A 16,062-nucleotide genomic window follows, 5' to 3' on the forward strand; every position below is an offset into this window, starting at 1 on the left:
AAACGATATATCCTGCTTCACTTCTTGCGTTTGCAGTGCGCTATCTCCTTAAAATCATGCGCATAGAAAAAAAGCAAAGTGGATATATTCTTCGTTGCCTGTAGTTCGACGAGTTTTAGTTAAAGGCAGATTAATCAATGCCGATAACTTATCTGTTTAAGGGCTCATGGAGCTGCTCTGTCATTCTCTGTAGAACGAGGTTCAAATGTTCAGGAATTTACCTATCAAGAAAAAGTTCTTTTTTGCCTTTGGCGCCGTTTTAATTTTACTGCTATTACTCTGCGCCACTTTCTACAATAACTTTTCCAGAATTGTCAGTACTAACGAATGGAATATACATAGCTGGCGCGTTATTGATAAAAGCCGTGCCTTGACCCAGGACCTGGTAAATATGGAAACCGGACTGCGCGGCTATGCCATTAATGGCAAAGAGGAAATGCTGGCTCCGTGGAGCTCAGGCAAAGAGGATTTCGTTAACGTTTTGCAGGAAACGAAAAGCTTAACTTCTGATAACCCTACTCAGCAGGATCGCCTGAATAATTTGCTGCAACAGGAGCAAGAGTGGGGAAATAAGTTTGTTACTGAATTGCTGGCTCATCGTCGTGCACTCAATGCCGGGACCATGACGCAGGCCGATTTCAATGCCGCCTTTGAAGCTAACACCGGCAAGCAGCAGATGGATCAAATGCGCGCCACCATTGATGAAATCATCAACAATGAAAAAAAACTGCTCGGCGAGCGTCAGGGTTCTGTTGACTCCGTTGAAACGCAGACCCGCCTGGCGTTGTTTATCGGCGCGCTGTTAGGTGTCCTTATCGCTTCAGGTTTGGGCTATCTCCTTGCCCGTGCCATCACCCTTCCGCTTGGGGAAGCGGTAAACGCAGCGAAGGCGATTGCCTCAGGCGATCTCTCCACCCGCCTGGTTGCGCGTTCAAAAGATGAAGCCGGTGTGCTGATCGTCACCCTGACCGCCATGCAGGAGCAGCTCAAAAAAGTGGTCTCTGATATTCAGACCGCCGCGACCTCTATCGACAGCGCCTCTAAAGAAGTTGCGATGGGTAATACCGATCTCTCTGTACGAACGGAACAGCAGGCCGCTTCGCTGGAAGAGACCTCAGCCAGCATGGAACAACTGACGGCGACAGTAAGGCAAAATGCCTCTAACGCACAAAACGCCAGCAGCCTTGCATCTGACGCCTCCAGCGTCGCGCAGCAGGGAGGCAAAGTGGTGGATAAAGTCGTCACCACCATGGCGGCTATTTTTGACAGCTCGAAAAGCGTGGGCGATATCATCAGCACCATTGAAAGCATCGCTTTCCAGACCAATATCCTGGCGCTTAATGCTGCGGTGGAAGCAGCCCGCGCTGGTGAGCAAGGCCGTGGCTTCGCCGTAGTGGCAAGCGAAGTGCGCGCACTTGCCCAGCGCAGCGCGACGGCGGCAAAAGAGATAAAAGCACTGATTGAAGCCTCGAACAGCCGCATATCGGAAGGCACCGACCTGGTCGCGCAAGCGGGCAAAACCATGACTGGGGTAGTCACGGCAATCAACAACGTCTCTGCAATTATGGCCGAAATCTACACCGCCTCCGGCGAGCAGGTGAACGGTATTGAGCATGTCAGCATCGCTATCACCCAAATGGATGAAGTGACCCAACAAAACGCCGCACTGGTTCAACAGGCCGCCGCTGCTGCCGCATCGCTGGAAGATCAGGCGGCTCATCTGAACCGATCAGCTGCGGTTTTCAAACTTGCCTGACAAAAGGTTCCTGATGGCCGCATTAGGCCCGCTGCTGCTGGGTAACGCCAGCAGCCAGCCGTTACCGTTGATATTAACGTCGCAGTCGCGGGCACAGCTGTCAGACGAAGAGCTCTCGTTGAGCGAGTTCAATCAACGGGCTAAAAGGAATTTTTTCCAACTTTAATAACCATAGAGCCCGTCTGGTTAAATTTTATTATGGCTATGTTCTGCTTATTTTATTTGTAAATTGACTTATCTATCAGTCACTTTCGCAACGGTGATTAATTAAGTTATTTAATATGAAAGAGGATAATGAAATTAATGTCGGTAAAAAAACTTGGCTAGCATAAATTCGGGAAGTAGCCATTTTTTCAAAAAAAATATATTTATTAAATATCGTTAAAGCCTTTAAACGCGGCGTCGATAACCCCTTTTTGCTCCATTTACTAATAACACCAGGGTTCTTATGTCTATCACACAGCGTTTGTCGCTAGCATTTTCGTTGCTCGCTATATCACTTTTCGCGATTGTTGCCGTCTCACTTTCCGTGATTTCGGGTTTCCAGTCGCGTTTTGAGTATGTACAGGTCAATGCCATACCTAGCATCAAGGATTTGAATAAATCAATCAGTACTACCAGCCAGCTTGGTATCGCCTTTTATCGTCACCAGACGGCTTTAGACACTGCTGGCCAGACTGCTGCTGAAGAGAGAATAAACAGCCTGCTTAACACGCTGAAATCGCTCACGGATTATTACATGGCAAATGATATTTCCAGCGATGAAGATAAAGCGATGACCGAGCAGGCATACCGTAATATCGAAGCCGTTCGTGCGGCGTTACCCGCTTTTTTAGCAGCCTCAAGAAATCACGACAATGCGTTATCTTTGTCGCTTCTGAAAAGTGAAGATGGCGTGGGTGCCGCATCGCGTAAAATGGAAGCCGATTTCACCAATCAGATTGAATTAAATATAAAAATTGGCGAAGGACTGAGAGAGCAAAACAAGACAATTTATGCAAAAACGTGGTGGATGATGACCAGCGCCGCAGCGGTGGTGATTATTCTGCTTGGTCTGTTTTCCATCACTATTATTCAGGGCATCAAGCGCAGCCTTAACAGCATAAAGAGCACAATGACAGAGGTCAGTAACAGTCTCGATCTGACCCAGGTTGCCACTGTCTACAGAAACGATGAAATAGGCCAGACTGCATCAGCGTTTAACGGCCTGCTGGAGAAGGTTTCAACAACGCTGCTATCGGTAAACCATGCTGCGCAATCGGTCAGCACCGGCTCCGCTCAGATTGCCGCAGGCAACGAAGACCTGTCATCACGAACCGAAGAGCAGGCCGCCTCTCTGGAGCAGACCTCTGCCAGTATGGCCACCCTGAGTGAAACCGTGCGCCAGAATGCCGATGGCGCAGTTCAGGCAAGCGAACTGGCGAATAACGCTAACAATTTATCCAGCGTGAATGCGGGCGCAGTCAGCCAGATGCTGGAAACGATGTCAGAGATTCGTGGAAGCTCAGAAAAAATCTCCGATATTACAGGCCTTATTGAAGGTATCGCCTTCCAGACCAACATCCTGGCGCTTAACGCTGCGGTAGAGGCTGCACGTGCCGGCGAGCATGGCAGAGGGTTTGCGGTGGTTGCTTCTGAAGTACGTAGCCTGGCACAACGTTCCTCTTCTGCTGCCCGTGAAATAAAAGATCTCATTTCACTTTCTGTCTCCCAGGTTGAGCAGGGTCTTAACCAGGCAGCGAATGTGGGGAGTAACACAGAAAATGTGAGCAATGCGGTTCGCCAGGTCGCGGATCTGGTTAACGAAATCGCGGCTGCAACCAATGAACAGAGTAAGGGCATTGAGCAGGTTCACCTGGCGATCGGGCAAATGGATGAAGTTACCCAGCAAAACGCCTCACTGGTTGAAGAAGCCTCTTCGGCATCTAAATCTCTGCAGGAGCAGGCTGAAACCTTGTCGAGCCTGGTCTCTACTTTTACGCTTAACGAAAATACAGGGTATGTCGGAAAAACGGTAAGCGCGCCGATCGCCAGAACACAGCAGCTGCAAACAAAACCCGCATCTACTGCTGGTGAAGCTCGTAATACAGACTGGGAAAGTTTCTGATTTTTGACTTTTACACACGATTATTAATTACTAAAAAGCGCTGCTCTAGCAGCGCTTTTACCCTTCAGGACGATCTATCTGTTTGTTCTTCACCATACTTACGACGCTTATTCTCCCCACGTTCTGAAGCTACCCAGCTAAAGACTGCATCGATAAAAGCTCGCACCTGCTGACCTACTTCAGCAACAGCCGTATTCCAAGCAAGGCCATAATGCCTCCACTTAGTTTATCTATAAGCTTACGGTATTTAATGTAAGCCTGGCGTGGCCCGTGAGTTGATAATAAGCATGCGACGACTGCATACCAGAGCACATCGATAACGAATGCCATTGTTGGCAGGATGATGTACATAACAGGCTGAATATTTTTGCTAAGCGCTGCGGAAAAAATACTGGCAAATACCAGTGCCGTATGGGGATTGCTGATCTGCGTAAATACGCCAGTTATAAATGCTTTTGAGACGCTGACTTCCTCTGTTTCGGTCAAATCATTAAAACGATTTGAAGGACGACGAAACATTTTCACAGCCAGCCATAAAAGATAGCAACCGCCTGCAAGCTTCAGACCTGTGTACAGTGACGGGATCAACGTCAACAGGGTGTGAAGACCCGCTAAGGCGATGGCAGCAAAAACAAACGCACCAAAACCCATCCCTGTAGCAACAGCTAAAGCCGCCCTTCTCGAACTGGACATGGCCGTTCGGGCGACGAGCAGAAAACTCACTCCCGGGCTCATTGCGCCAAACAGGATAGCTACGCCAATAGCAGAAAGCGCGATCACATCACTTGTCATTCATCTTCCCCATCAGTAAACAGTGTCGTCAGGCAATTCCGCCCTTCATGAACGGCATCCGGTTAACAACATAACACAATGCCAACAATGTCTGCCCCTGCGCATAGTTCATGTACCCGTCTCAGAAATTTTGTTGAATTGATTAGTCAAACCTGAATATCTTTATCGAAATCAAAATAAGGACGCTATCATAATGATTTCAATCAGGGCTGCTGAACTCAAAGACATTCCATCGTTAAAACGGCTTTTCCTGCAGTTGGGCTATAAGACAGAGAGTGCGAGTTTAGAACAACGTATCCGTGAACAGCATGACACGCTGTGTACTTTAGTTGCCGAATCAGAGAAAGAGGTTTGTGGCGTTATTGTCATAAATTTCATCATGCCTGTTCATGAAAATAACTTATGGGCATTAATCTCAGCGCTGGTAATAGATGAGTCGTCACGAGGACAAGGCGTAGGGCAGCAACTCCTTATCGCCTCTGAACGCATCGCGGCTATCAAGAGTTGTTCTCAGATTGAACTATCAAGCAGCGAAAAAAGGGTTAAGGCGCACAAATTTTATGAAAATAACGGATATAAGGAAGTGAGAAAGCGCTTTGTAAAGCTTCTCAGCGATCTGCCGCCGCTTGATTAATATCCCGGTGGTATAAGCAACTCTGGCTCAGGTATTGGCTGGATCCATTAAATAATTTTGCTCCCTGTTCACCTGACAACTAACAGGTATGAAAAATCGCGCTATACGTGCGGAAAGCATTTCACGCTTCATCTACCGTGCGGGATCTATCCCCTCCCCGGCAAAATAAAGTGCGCCTCGCCCGCCCTTCGCATTCAGGTGATCCTGAACTTACATCAGCTTTTCATTTTTGCCACGATAGGAAGCCATGAGATCAGGTAAATCGCGCTCAAAAATCATTCTCAGCACCAAAATTTACATTTTGTAACATACAAAAAATCAGATGATATCTAAATGATGTCATTATGATACATAAGATAAAACGCGTGACCTATGGAAGGCTTATGAAAAAATTACTCATCCGACTTATTCCTGAAAATATATACCAGGCTCTTGAAACAGCCGCCAACGAAGCAGAACGTTCTCTGGAAGGCCACGCCAGATATATTCTTACTCAATCAGTGGAGAGCAAGAAAAACATCTCTGGTGGAGACCGTTATCAGCATGAAATAACTGAACGATTGAACAATATTTTGCCAACTGTGAATAAATTTCGCAGGGGATCTCCGTTAACTCCGGCAAAGTTGGCGGAGCTATTGGGACACCAAAATGCATTGTCCGCTGAAAACTGGTTTACAGGTAATGAAGTTCCCGGATTTATAGATCTCAATAATCTGAGCGAATTACTAGGCTGTTGCGCAGAATGGCTTAAATTTGGAGAAAGAGTACCCTTTCCGATGAATTCCCAGAGTCGAATCAACTGGAAAGGAGGGAGTACTGAAGATGTTGATGCTTTGCTCGCTCCAGATGCTAAAGGTAATCCCGTAACGTTTATTCGCATAATTCGTCTAACCAATTCCGCTGGTAACATACTGATTTTAAGAGAATTCAAAGATACTTTAAGCACTGACTTTTTTTACACAAATCTTCATTTGAGTGAAGAAATCGGTAACGGCGGGTTTCATGATCTTGCGGATTTTCTTGTTATCCTTCAGGAATTATATTCCCGCTACATAAAAGGGGATTTTTTCGTGAAAAGCTATGATCTTAGTGAAAATGACTTATCCCTTTACTATCGCGAAGGGCATTGTCATCCACACTATTTAATTGAACATGGCTGTCAGGAATCGGTATGGTGGGAGGATATCTGGCACTCTGAAATGTTAGAGAGAAGGGGCAAGAAAGGATATTACTTCTGGGAGGGTGATAAAGCCCTGATTGAGCGCCTTCATAATTACCTTGTAGAGAATAAACGCCTCAAAGCAGCCGACGAACTGGAAATAGATCGACTGGGACTGCCAGGTAATAACGCTGTTTAGTGCCTGACTACGGCCTATTTCTATAGATAAGCCTGTTCAAAAACAGGCTTATCGTACAATAATTCTCTATATCCAATCAGACCCTGCAAGTGCTGCGGATTCGATTTATTAAAATCTATGGTGAGCTGGGTAAAAACTCATCCATTTCCATCACATCTCACCCCTCAGAACCATTGGCGAAAGCTACAAAATTCTTCAGGGAATAAATATGAAAATAATTAACACCTCGGCGGCTGTGCTGGTTTCTTTAATAGAGTCAGGTTGCGCCAGCAACACGCCGCTGCTTTGCTATAACGAGGCGGTGGGGATGAAAAACAGGGTGTCGGTTCCAGTGTACGGAATGGTGCGTTCGCCAGCTCATCAGCCAGTACGACCCGGCTGCGGCCGCGCAACGAACCAGCCCACTTCGCCAGCAGGTCAGGTGAGGCTGTCATTCTGGTACTGCGCTGCGGGTCGGGCTCACTGGTCAGCAGTGTGGTGATTACCACATTACGTTGCGGTCGATATGGGGCGTAGCCGGTATAACCGGTGTCCCGACGTTCGTTGTGAATCCTGACGTTGCGCTTAACCTGCTCTTCCCGATCCGGACGTGGCACCGAGCGCTCCACCAGCTCATGCTCATCGAGGGAGTGAATCAGCTTTTCAGAACCAACCACATCAGCAAACGCCCACGACGTCAGCCCGGCATTGTGGATGCGCAGGGCGAGATCGCTGTGCTCATACATGCCGCGACCGTAAATCGGGTCAAATCCGCCGACAAGCTCAATGGCGCTGCGGTGGTAATACAGCATCACACCACGCTGGCCGGTATAAGCCACATGCTTATCGTCCCGGTAGAGTTCAGCGATGTCATGAAGTTTGCGCGCGCCAGCCAGATCGAGGAATTGATAACTCAAATGCGGCTCGGGTGACTCGATGTAAGGCAGCCACCAGCCGTCAGCGATCGGAAAAGCATCATCGTCCCACAGGAAGAGATGCTCACACCCGGCATCCATCAGCGCGGTAAGGCTGGCGTTCTTAGATGCCACTATGCCCAGCGATTTATCGTGCCGAATCAGATTAACGCTGGCGGGCACTACCGCTGGTGGCTGTGAACCATCATCAACCACAACCACCAGCGCGCCAGCAGGTAGATGCCGGAGATGATGCTCCAGTGCCAGGCTTAGAACAGCAGCGCGATTGTGCGTAGAGATGGCTATGCCGATACGGCTGGTGGTTGGCGCGCAGGCAGGTACATACGGGACACCATCGATTTCTACTCGCATGGCTCAATCCTTACCGAGCCCCGCAGGGTTTGCCGCTTAACCTCTCCGGATTCAAGTACGATTCGCTCGTCTTTGAATACCGCGCAAATCACTTCGCCTTTATCATCGTCAGCAGCAAAGCAGTGTTTGATCTCTTTTCCATCAATAAAAACTTTATAGCGCTCAACAGCAGGGTTAATTCTTTTATCGGGATCATCATCAAGAACGGTGATGCGCATGATTTATCCTTTTAGATGTGAGCCTGTCGCATGGGACAGCCGCCCGAGAACACAGCTTTCCCCAGGCTCACGACTGAAAGACTCTCGATTGTTTAGCGCATGCGAGGCGCAATAAAAAAAGCCACCAGCGGATGCCAGTAGCTTAGATGTGTTATGGTGGCCGGTGCTGATCTCCGGCTTTGCGGCTTAACGATCTAGGTCTGTGGTGCCACAAGAACGACCGGTCACGCTAATCAGCCTTGGCAATTCCTCCACAAATTAACATTATCACAGGCACTCAGTGAATGCCTGCTGTAATGCCGCACGGTGATGGCAACAAAAAACCGCCCGGAGGCGGTTAGTTATCTAATTCATGTCGAATCCAATCACCGTCAGAATTAATAGCAAATAGCTCTACTAGTTCCTCTTGCTCGGAATCATATACTTCGACGACATCAGGATTAATGAGCACATTATCTTGAGCGGCACCGACTAAATCAGCGATCTGTCCTAAATTGTCAGCAAAACCGCAAAAATCTCGGTAGCCACCTGGAAGCCCATCCTTTTTATAAGCAAAAACCATATAGCGCTTCACGGATTGCATTTAACCTTTTCATAATAAATTGGATCTTCAGTATATGCCGATAATATGACGCTTAACAGCGTGGCTAGCCGTTATCCCTTGTTGAAAAGATTCATCATCAGGCGCACTCGCAAATGCGCCTTGTGATGAACCCTGCAGTCTGAGTCTAGAAGTGCTACAGCACGACATGCCCACATGCAGGCTTCCTGCATTTTGGTGCGGGCAATAGCTAGGCAGCGCGCAGCTTCCTGTGCTTCGACAGAGTGATTCGCCGTCTCAGAAAGCTCAGCGCTTACGTTTTCGCGTTCGGTATCGAGAAGGTTGCAGAAATGGTGGCTGACGCCTTCAAGACGTTTCAGGAGATATATCCCATTTATGCCAACCAGATCATTGCGCTCAGCTTTCGTTTCGGCAATTCTGGATTAGACTTCAGATTTTGACAGGTTTTTAAGCCGGCACGGTTAGAAGTCTTTGCGCTGTACCCCGCCCGAATAGCCGCTTGGGTGGCGTTCAAATCGATGAGGTACTCGCGACAGAACATTTCTTGTTTGTCATTGGGTTCCATTTCAATTCTTAGGAGAGATTTATGGTTCATGATTATCTGGTTTCATGTACTGAAAAAGGCATTGCACACAAGACCCTTTGTGAAAACTGTGTTGTCGCCTTTGACGTACATAGTGATGAAGGCCCTTCATCTGGTGCATGCGAGTACCAAGGGGAAGACTGCGAAGATGAGTAAGGAATAAGTAGTACCTTGATTTATAGATTACTAGGGCGCTTATCCTCCGTCTGCGTGAACCGGGAGAGCTTAACGTCTCCCGGAGCGAAGTAAAGCCACTCACTACTCTCTTGTGCCAGTGCGACAATCTAGTGGTCCACTAAAATTGATCACCATCTTAGAGTTCGTCCAGTATCGTTTTTTTCAAATTCGTTCGATTGTAAATTAAAGCTTTATTATGGATTGCCGATCTTTATGTCTCTCTTTTTGAAAAGGAATCAACAATGGCTTTTGAGTCAATTGCAGCAGCCCAAGATTGTCGTGAGTATTTGGGAATAAAGGGAAATACTTACGTAACCGTAAACGGGTATGTAGATGGTAATCCTCACAATGTGACTATTTTATCAGACTACGACAAAGTTATATTTAGTTTTGAGTCCGCAATCTGTGGTTATCAGTATTTTGATTCGCGCTTTCAAAAAATGGAGTGGGACGAAGAAGAATGCACCTTAACCATAAGCAGTGATAAGCAAAATTACTCTTTCGAGGTGCATTTCCCAGAGCAGTACTAATCTACATAACTCATCAACTGACAACCAAAATCACTGGCTGCACTGCTCAGTAATGAACTGTTGAAGTGCGGCTATTTTTGCTCGGTCAAGCTTGATTCCGTCTCTGATACTAAGAACGTTTCGTCCAGCAACTGAAGAGAGTTCGATGGTGGCATCATTGCCCATGCTGGAGGAACTGTTATTTTGGGTTGTGACTGACACTGGACAGCGGCCTTTGACGAGCACCCGACCACCATTATCAAGCTTACGTTGCAGAGCAGCATTTTCAGCTTTTGCATCGGCGAGTTCCTTTGTGTATTTAGCATCTAGTGCAGCAACTTCGCTCTGGCGCACCTTGATATCGGCGATTGTTCGATTAACCAGTTTTAGGTTGTGGGTGGCTTTATCGCGTTGGTCTTTGAAAGTGATCGCATTATTGCGGTAATGGTTAATCGTCCAGGCGATGGATAGTACGCCGGCGAGTAAGAGCAAAGCCGCAGCGGCTTTCCAGCTGGAGATCATTTTTTGCTGTCCGAGAGGAACAGCGCCCGCTCTGCCTCACGACGCCGTGTCAGGCCAGGCAGTGCCTTTCCACCAGCCTTATTCCAGCGTGGGAACTCATCAGCAGCACTGGCGTTATCACCAGCATTAAGTTTTTGCAGTAGCGTGGAAGTCGACAGCGCGCGGGCACCGAGGTTATAGGCGAACGAAACAAGCGCATCAAACTGACCCTGCGTCAGCTTCACCTTGACCAGTTTCGACACGTCGCTTTCGTAGCCCACCAGCCCGGTGCGCAGCAGGCGCTCGGCTGTTTCTTCTTTGATGGTCATTCCGGCGCGGATCGGCTTGCCGTCCACAGGCTGTGTCCAGCCATAACCAATTGTCCAGACGCCCACACTGTCCTGATACGCAGTCAGGCGCAGGCCTTCAAACTGCTTAATGAGAGAAATGCCTTTATCGCTGATCCGCATTATTCTGGCCTCAGTACGTTAAACAGGCGCGCCACGTTGCCACGCGCTTTGAACACGGCAGCGCAAATGATGAGATTCAACATGACGGTCGCCCAGTGGACGTGGAAATAGAAATCGAACATGAAACGGAACGGGACGGACGCATACGCCAGGATGATCACGTATGCCAGCCAGGAGGCCCATACGTTGTGCTTCCCGCCCGGCTTACGGAACATCATCAGGCGGATCACGATCATCCGTCAGCACCAGTGGGTCAGTCGTTACCATTATTTCCTCCCCGCCACCTTTGCAGCAGTGACAGAGGATCCTGCTCACTGAAAAAGGTCAGCGTCTTAATGGCCAGCGCAGAAAGCAGAACCGCGCCGAGAGCATTCGCTGTAATGGGTAATGCTGGCGAGCATCGAGCCCACCAGCCCGGATCCGTACACACCTGCAAAGTACGAGACGACGAAGTATGCCGTTCGCCGCGGCAAAGTCAGATCAGCGGCAGTTGCCATATAAAACACCGCGCCGGCGAAAGCGCCAAAAACGACACCGTAATCAGTACCAGTCAGAAGCCCATAAAGACTGGCACCGGTTAAGGCGCTGGCCGCCGCAGCGGACCCGGATACAGGTTCGGACATTAAGCCCCCTCGTATTTGCTGTGAATCCTCTTGAAATAAGGTGAAAGGAAAATCCACGCATAAAAGCGAAACTGAGATTGTTGGCATAAAAAAAGAATAAAAAGGCTTTGTTCGAATCATGCTTTTTGCGAAGCGTAGCGACTTTTTCTATTATCGATCTCGAAGAACTCTGGAGAAAAAATATGAGTGATGGATTACAGATTGTTATGTCACCAGTTCAAATGGCAGCGGTCCTGTCGGATAAAACCGTAACTGAAGCCGAAACCATGCAAAACCGCCTTCTCGGCGGTCTCGGCGTGGTTATGGGTACATTAGAGCTGGTTGGTGCGACAGTCCTTTGCGTCACACCTGAACCTACCACGCTGACCAAGGCAGACTGTGTTGTTGTTGGCGCTCATAGCATGGATTCACTGCAGGCAGCCATCGACCAGACAATATCAGGGCGTGATACCCGCACAGCGGCTTACCAGCTGGCTGTGCAGACAGCCCGTCAGTTTGGCGCGGATGAGGATACCGCATTAAACATCGGTTTAACTGTTGATATTGCGGTGCCGCTAGCCTTCGGCTTGTCGCTTGGCGCTTCCCGGGTTGCCTACGTTCGCGCAGGCAATTTCAGGCTGGCAGAGCATGAAGCTGTAAAAGGTATTAAAGCTGGCGGTCATACAATGGCGAAACATATCGCTGTTTCTGAAGAATAGTTACTGGCTCGCCTTGCCAGAACCCCTCAAATGCAGTCCACATCGTCTTTTTTTAAGCTGGAGCAAGCTGAAAAAGTTATCAGTTCTGCACTTAAAGCTAACCGGTTGAAAATTCTGCACTGGGCAAATCTGTCCCGAAGCGCAGAAAATACGCTGGATATTACTTATAAATCAGGCTCAGCAGTTGGTTACGGTTTCCGCCAAGGGAGTCAGATCAAAGAAACTCTTTATGTAGTACGAATTGTTCTTCTCAAAAAAATGTATAACAACAAGCCTTATTACGTTTTAACTGCATATCCATTCATGGGATAAATAATGGACAAAAATTACGAAACACTAAGAAAGCTGCTGGTGATTTTTTTCGGTCCGGATTATCAAATATTTGGCGAAAACATCGACGAAATTATGAGTTCTTATGTTGAGATGGAAAACGAATTAGCTATTCGCAATCTCAAACAACAGGCTTCTCAGGCAATTGCTATACAAAGTGATGAGGAGTTAAACCGCACTATGGCTGCGCTTGCAGAGAGTCAATTTTCACCAGCTCCATGGGGTGAAACATGGCGTTCCTTTTTACAAAAAATTCTGCTCCGTATTCCATGACAGGAAGAATTTTTTTCAGCGAAAGGTGTAGCCTTAACTGAATAGGTTGTGAACTGACTAACTGGAAAACCAGACATCCGGAAAGCTACTAACGCCAAATAAAAACCCGCTACTATGAGCGGGTTCTGTACAGTGAATATATAATACCCATCGTTAGAAAAACCCCACCCATTTTTTTGAATCTAGCAAGCATCTTGTCGCTAAAATCTTTAAGCAGGTTCATAACGTGTGATTTCTCGCAGCATATTTCGGTGAATGCCACGGTGTCAGTGTGCAACGCGTCGTGATGCACTCTGCAAAGCCGGATTACAAACAGGCCGTGCGCCTGCGTGCCCATTCCACCCTGCCCGTGTTCTGTCAGGTGTTGGGGTCGTTAGCCCCTACTTTCCGTGAGCAGCGTTCTTTATCGGAACGGTTATACAGAGACCAGGGTGTAGATACGCAAAAACTCCTGGGGCATAAGACACAGGAAATGACGGACAGATACAATGATGACCGAGGGAAAGACTGGGTGATACTGAGCGCAAAAACAGGGTCGTGAAGAGGGAGTTTTGGGGAAAGGTTTTGGGGAAGCACTCAAACGCCCAATAAAAAAACGGGAACCATCAGGTTCCCGTTCTTGTGCAACCCACAGCGCGGATTACATGTTCGCGATAATCGCGTCGCCAAACTCTGAACATTTCAGCAGCTTAGCGCCATCCATCAGACGTTCGAAATCGTAGGTCACGGTTTTGGCAGCGATCGCGCCTTCCATACCTTTAACGATCAGGTCTGCGGCTTCGAACCACTCCATATGACGCAACATCATTTCTGCGGACAGAATAATGGAGCCCGGGTTCACTTTATCCTGGCCTGCGTATTTCGGCGCGGTACCGTGGGTGGCTTCGAACAGTGCGCACTCGTCGCCGATGTTCGCGCCAGGTGCGATACCGATACCTCCAACCTGTGCAGCCAGGGCGTCGGAGATGTAGTCGCCGTTCAGGTTCATACAGGCGATAACGTCATACTCTGCCGGACGCAGCAGGATCTGCTGCAGGAACGCATCGGCGATCACATCTTTAATGATGATCTCTTTGCCGGTTTTCGGGTTCTTGATTTTCTGCCACGGGCCGCCGTCGATCAGCTCACCGCCGAACTCTTGCTGAGCCAGCTGGTAACCCCAATCTTTGAACGCACCTTCGGTGAACTTCATGATGTTGCCTTTGTGCACCAGCGTCACGGAGTCACGGTCGTTGGTGATGGCATATTCGATCGCTGCGCGAACCAGGCGTTTGGTGCCCTCTTCGGAGCACGGCTTGATGCCGATACCGCAATGTTCCGGGAAGCGAATTTTCTTCACGCCCATCTCTTCGCGCAGGAATTTGATCACTTTTTCCGCGTCGGCAGAGTCAGCTTTCCACTCGATGCCAGCGTAGATATCTTCGGAGTTCTCACGGAAGATGACCATATCGGTCAGCTCAGGCTGTTTCACCGGGCTCGGAGTGCCCTGGTAGTAGCGCACCGGGCGCAGGCAGACGTAGAGATCCAGCTCCTGGCGCAGGGCAACGTTCAGAGAACGGATACCGCCGCCAACCGGGGTGGTCAGAGGGCCTTTGATCGCTACGCGGTAATCACGAATCAGATCCAGTGTTTCAGGCGGCAGCCAGACATCCTGGCCATAAACCTGGGTCGATTTCTCGCCCGTGTAAATCTCCATCCAGGAAATTTTACGCTCACCTTTGTAGGCTTTTTCCACAGCGGCATCGACCACTTTCAGCATTGCCGGGGTCACGTCAACGCCGATACCGTCGCCTTCAATAAACGGGATAATCGGGTTAACAGGAACGTTGAGCTTGCCATTTTGCAGGGTGATCTTACTACCTTCCGCCGGAACAACTACTTTGCTTTCCATTCACCTCTCCTTCGAGCGCTTCTGGTTGTTTTGCTCGCTGACTTCATGCCGGGGCGCTCAGACTGCGTCCGCTCACCTGTTACGTGAATCACACAGAGCAAACCGTTTTTTGTTAATGAATTGTAATGAGCCCGTCAATACTAACCGATAGTTCGACGCCATGAAAGGCAATCATGATTCCGCTATAATGCGGCAATTGATAACCTGTGAAAATACCATGAAGAAAACTTCTTATAGAAATCACAAGCTTGAGCGATTCAGCTCACGACAACCTGGCCGATCGGCTGAAAAAAGCGCGCCAACACGCGTGATTTTGTTTAATAAACCCTACGATGTTTTACCCCAGTTCACCGACGAAGCCGGGCGCAGCACCCTGAAAGCGTATATCGACGTTCCCGGCGTCTATGCTGCAGGCCGTCTCGATCGCGACAGCGAAGGCTTACTGGTGTTAACCAACGACGGCGCGCTGCAAGCCCGCTTAACCCAGCCAGGTAAACGCACCGGGAAAATCTACTATGTGCAGGTCGAAGGCGAACCCACCGAAGAAGCTCTTGCACAGTTACGCACTGGCGTGACGCTCAACGATGGCCCTACCCTGACCGCTGAAGTTGAGCGTGTCGAGGAGCCTGCATGGCTGTGGCCGCGCAACCCGCCGATTCGCGAGCGCAAATCGATCCCGGCCTGCTGGCTGAAAATCACCCTTTATGAAGGCCGCAATCGCCAGGTGCGGCGAATGACCGCCCACGTTGGCTTTCCCACTTTGCGCCTCATCCGCTACGCTATGGGAAACTACACGCTGGAAAACCTCGCCAATGGCGAATGGCGTGACGCTTAACTGTCAGGGAGAAATCGATGTTTAAACCCCATGTCACCGTAGCCTGTGTGGTTCACGCGCAGGGAAAGTTCCTCGTTGTCGAAGAGACGATCCGCGACAAAGTGCTGTGGAACCAGCCTGCCGGTCATCTTGAAGCGGACGAAACATTAGTGCAGGCCGCAAAGCGCGAGTTATGGGAAGAGACCGGCATCGACGCCGCGCCGCAGCACTTTATCCGCATGCATCAGTGGATAGCCCCCGACAGCACGCCTTTTTTGCGCTTCCTGTTTGCCATTGAGCTTAACGAAATGTGCGCCACTGAGCCGCACGACAGCGACATCGACCGCTGTTTGTGGGTCACGGCTGAAGAGATCCTCACCGCGTCAAACCTGCGCTCGCCGCTGGTTGCCGAGAGTATTCGCAGCTACCAGAGCGGCCAGCGTCTGCCGCTGGCAACAATCGCAGAATTTAACTGGCCGTTTACAGGGGATGCCTGAGCGA

At 49.1% G+C, this 16,062-nt stretch carries 17 protein-coding genes and 7 pseudogenes; 12 read left to right on the plus strand and 12 right to left on the minus strand.

Translation table 11 applies throughout. The features are described from left to right. Positions 1-205 precede the first annotated feature (205 nt). Both IAE48_RS01615 and IAE48_RS01620 read left to right on the plus strand, forming a co-directional pair. Positions 206-1,756 (plus strand): methyl-accepting chemotaxis protein, encoded by a 1,551-nt coding sequence (locus IAE48_RS01615; protein WP_200133248.1) that lies wholly within the window; start codon positions 206-208, stop codon positions 1,754-1,756. A 448-nt stretch (positions 1,757-2,204) separates the two neighbouring features. Further along, positions 2,205-3,863 (plus strand): methyl-accepting chemotaxis protein, encoded by a 1,659-nt coding sequence (locus IAE48_RS01620; RefSeq protein WP_200133249.1) that lies wholly within the window; start codon positions 2,205-2,207, stop codon positions 3,861-3,863. Positions 3,864-4,037: 174 nt separating this feature from the next. Here IAE48_RS01620 and IAE48_RS01625 read toward each other — a convergent pair whose 3' ends face one another. Further along, positions 4,038-4,655: a LysE family translocator gene (locus tag IAE48_RS01625; protein WP_200133250.1), complete on the minus strand. Its 618-nt coding sequence runs from the start codon at positions 4,653-4,655 to the stop codon at positions 4,038-4,040. Positions 4,656-4,848: 193 nt separating this feature from the next. On the opposite strand from IAE48_RS01625, the gene IAE48_RS01630 reads away from it, so the two are divergent. Further along, a complete protein-coding gene (locus tag IAE48_RS01630; RefSeq protein WP_200133251.1) occupies positions 4,849-5,289 on the plus strand; it encodes a GNAT family N-acetyltransferase in 441 nt (146 codons plus the stop codon). Between the two features lie 135 nt (positions 5,290-5,424). Here the strand turns inward: IAE48_RS01630 and IAE48_RS23970 are convergent. Continuing rightward, a pseudogene (locus tag IAE48_RS23970) lies at positions 5,425-5,499 on the minus strand (hypothetical protein); the annotation flags it as partial. A 173-nt stretch (positions 5,500-5,672) separates the two neighbouring features. On the opposite strand from IAE48_RS23970, the gene IAE48_RS01635 reads away from it, so the two are divergent. After that, complete coding sequence (locus tag IAE48_RS01635; RefSeq protein WP_200133252.1) at positions 5,673-6,647, plus strand: hypothetical protein; 975 nt, start codon at positions 5,673-5,675, stop codon at positions 6,645-6,647. A gap of 341 nt (positions 6,648-6,988) precedes the next feature. Here IAE48_RS01635 and IAE48_RS01640 read toward each other — a convergent pair. The 5 genes and pseudogenes from IAE48_RS01640 to IAE48_RS23980 all read right to left on the minus strand — a co-directional run. Further along, positions 6,989-7,912, minus strand: a pseudogene (locus IAE48_RS01640) (glycosyltransferase family 2 protein); the annotation flags it as partial. Then, positions 7,903-8,130: a hypothetical protein gene (locus IAE48_RS01645; RefSeq protein ID WP_200133253.1), complete on the minus strand. Its 228-nt coding sequence runs from the start codon at positions 8,128-8,130 to the stop codon at positions 7,903-7,905. The gene IAE48_RS01645 and the pseudogene IAE48_RS01640, both read right to left, overlap by 10 nt. Positions 8,131-8,467: 337 nt before the next feature. Next, positions 8,468-8,713: a hypothetical protein gene (locus tag IAE48_RS01650; protein WP_200133254.1), complete on the minus strand. Its 246-nt coding sequence runs from the start codon at positions 8,711-8,713 to the stop codon at positions 8,468-8,470. A 134-nt stretch (positions 8,714-8,847) separates the two neighbouring features. Further along, positions 8,848-9,060 (minus strand): annotated as a pseudogene (locus IAE48_RS23975) (hypothetical protein); the annotation flags it as partial. Then, positions 9,040-9,257: pseudogene (locus tag IAE48_RS23980) on the minus strand (terminase small subunit); the annotation flags it as partial. The pseudogenes IAE48_RS23980 and IAE48_RS23975, both read right to left, overlap by 21 nt. A gap of 21 nt (positions 9,258-9,278) precedes the next feature. Between IAE48_RS23980 and IAE48_RS01660 the strand changes: the two are divergent. Continuing rightward, the gene (locus IAE48_RS01660) at positions 9,279-9,431 is read left to right on the plus strand and encodes a hypothetical protein (RefSeq protein WP_200133296.1); all 153 of its coding nucleotides are present in this window, start codon (positions 9,279-9,281) and stop codon (positions 9,429-9,431) included. Positions 9,432-9,694: 263 nt separating this feature from the next. Beyond that, complete coding sequence (locus IAE48_RS01665; protein WP_200133255.1) at positions 9,695-9,982, plus strand: hypothetical protein; 288 nt, start codon at positions 9,695-9,697, stop codon at positions 9,980-9,982. A 30-nt stretch (positions 9,983-10,012) separates the two neighbouring features. On the opposite strand, the gene IAE48_RS01670 is transcribed toward IAE48_RS01665, so the two are convergent. The 4 genes and pseudogenes from IAE48_RS01670 to IAE48_RS01685 form a co-directional block, all read right to left on the minus strand. Next, entirely contained in the window at positions 10,013-10,480 is a 468-nt protein-coding gene (locus IAE48_RS01670; protein WP_370568925.1) for a lysis protein, read from the minus strand. After that, positions 10,480-10,935 (minus strand): lysozyme, encoded by a 456-nt coding sequence (locus IAE48_RS01675; protein WP_200133294.1) that lies wholly within the window; start codon positions 10,933-10,935, stop codon positions 10,480-10,482. Before IAE48_RS01675 ends, IAE48_RS01670 begins: the two co-directional genes overlap by 1 nt. Next, positions 10,932-11,199: pseudogene (locus IAE48_RS01680) on the minus strand (phage holin family protein). The gene IAE48_RS01675 and the pseudogene IAE48_RS01680 overlap by 4 nt, the downstream one beginning before the upstream one ends. After that, positions 11,186-11,555 (minus strand): annotated as a pseudogene (locus IAE48_RS01685) (putative holin). The pseudogenes IAE48_RS01680 and IAE48_RS01685 overlap by 14 nt, the downstream one beginning before the upstream one ends. 182 nt (positions 11,556-11,737) lie before the next feature. On the opposite strand from IAE48_RS01685, the gene IAE48_RS24280 reads away from it, so the two are divergent. The 4 genes and pseudogenes from IAE48_RS24280 to IAE48_RS01705 form a co-directional block, all read left to right on the plus strand. Continuing rightward, entirely contained in the window at positions 11,738-12,253 is a 516-nt protein-coding gene (locus tag IAE48_RS24280) for a hypothetical protein (RefSeq protein ID WP_370568921.1), read from the plus strand. A 3-nt stretch (positions 12,254-12,256) separates the two neighbouring features. After that, positions 12,257-12,565: an RNase A-like domain-containing protein gene (locus IAE48_RS24285; RefSeq protein ID WP_309228082.1), complete on the plus strand. Its 309-nt coding sequence runs from the start codon at positions 12,257-12,259 to the stop codon at positions 12,563-12,565. A 3-nt stretch (positions 12,566-12,568) separates the two neighbouring features. Beyond that, on the plus strand, positions 12,569-12,856 hold the full coding sequence (locus tag IAE48_RS01695) for a contact-dependent growth inhibition system immunity protein (protein WP_200133257.1): 288 nt from the start codon (positions 12,569-12,571) through the stop codon (positions 12,854-12,856). A gap of 376 nt (positions 12,857-13,232) precedes the next feature. After that, positions 13,233-13,397, plus strand: a pseudogene (locus IAE48_RS01705) (integrase); the annotation flags it as partial. A gap of 99 nt (positions 13,398-13,496) precedes the next feature. Here the strand turns inward: IAE48_RS01705 and icd are convergent. After that, positions 13,497-14,747 carry an NADP-dependent isocitrate dehydrogenase gene (icd, locus tag IAE48_RS01710; protein WP_023481567.1) on the minus strand — a complete coding sequence of 417 codons (1,251 nt, stop codon included), beginning with the start codon at positions 14,745-14,747 and terminating at the stop codon, positions 13,497-13,499. Positions 14,748-14,934: 187 nt separating this feature from the next. Here icd and rluE point away from each other — a divergent pair, with 187 nt between their 5' ends. Next, positions 14,935-15,582, plus strand: coding sequence for a 23S rRNA pseudouridine(2457) synthase RluE (rluE, locus tag IAE48_RS01715; protein ID WP_200133259.1), 648 nt, complete (start codon positions 14,935-14,937; stop codon positions 15,580-15,582). 17 nt (positions 15,583-15,599) lie between these two features. Beyond that, positions 15,600-16,058 carry an NUDIX hydrolase gene (locus IAE48_RS01720; RefSeq protein ID WP_094420194.1) on the plus strand — a complete coding sequence of 153 codons (459 nt, stop codon included), beginning with the start codon at positions 15,600-15,602 and terminating at the stop codon, positions 16,056-16,058. Positions 16,059-16,062 lie beyond the last annotated feature (4 nt).

The organism is Kosakonia sp. S57 (assembly GCF_016516575.1).
Classification (GTDB): domain Bacteria; phylum Pseudomonadota; class Gammaproteobacteria; order Enterobacterales; family Enterobacteriaceae; genus Kosakonia; species Kosakonia cowanii.

Bases quoted from the DNA above. Each gene is read 5' to 3' on its own strand.
- IAE48_RS01615 (WP_200133248.1), top strand. From the start codon at position 206: ATGTTCAGGAATTTACCTATCAAGAAAAAGTTCTTTTTTGCCTTTGGC.
- IAE48_RS01620 (WP_200133249.1), top strand. From the start codon at position 2,205: ATGTCTATCACACAGCGTTTGTCGCTAGCATTTTCGTTGCTCGCTATA.
- IAE48_RS01625 (WP_200133250.1), bottom strand. From the start codon at position 4,655: ATGACAAGTGATGTGATCGCGCTTTCTGCTATTGGCGTAGCTATCCTG.
- IAE48_RS01630 (WP_200133251.1), top strand. From the start codon at position 4,849: ATGATTTCAATCAGGGCTGCTGAACTCAAAGACATTCCATCGTTAAAA.
- IAE48_RS01635 (WP_200133252.1), top strand. From the start codon at position 5,673: ATGAAAAAATTACTCATCCGACTTATTCCTGAAAATATATACCAGGCT.
- IAE48_RS01645 (WP_200133253.1), bottom strand. From the start codon at position 8,130: ATGCGCATCACCGTTCTTGATGATGATCCCGATAAAAGAATTAACCCT.
- IAE48_RS01650 (WP_200133254.1), bottom strand. From the start codon at position 8,713: ATGCAATCCGTGAAGCGCTATATGGTTTTTGCTTATAAAAAGGATGGG.
- IAE48_RS01660 (WP_200133296.1), top strand. From the start codon at position 9,279: ATGGTTCATGATTATCTGGTTTCATGTACTGAAAAAGGCATTGCACAC.
- IAE48_RS01665 (WP_200133255.1), top strand. From the start codon at position 9,695: ATGGCTTTTGAGTCAATTGCAGCAGCCCAAGATTGTCGTGAGTATTTG.
- IAE48_RS24280 (WP_370568921.1), top strand. From the start codon at position 11,738: ATGAGTGATGGATTACAGATTGTTATGTCACCAGTTCAAATGGCAGCG.
- IAE48_RS01695 (WP_200133257.1), top strand. From the start codon at position 12,569: ATGGACAAAAATTACGAAACACTAAGAAAGCTGCTGGTGATTTTTTTC.
- icd (WP_023481567.1), bottom strand. From the start codon at position 14,747: ATGGAAAGCAAAGTAGTTGTTCCGGCGGAAGGTAGTAAGATCACCCTG.
- rluE (WP_200133259.1), top strand. From the start codon at position 14,935: ATGCGGCAATTGATAACCTGTGAAAATACCATGAAGAAAACTTCTTAT.
- IAE48_RS01720 (WP_094420194.1), top strand. From the start codon at position 15,600: ATGTTTAAACCCCATGTCACCGTAGCCTGTGTGGTTCACGCGCAGGGA.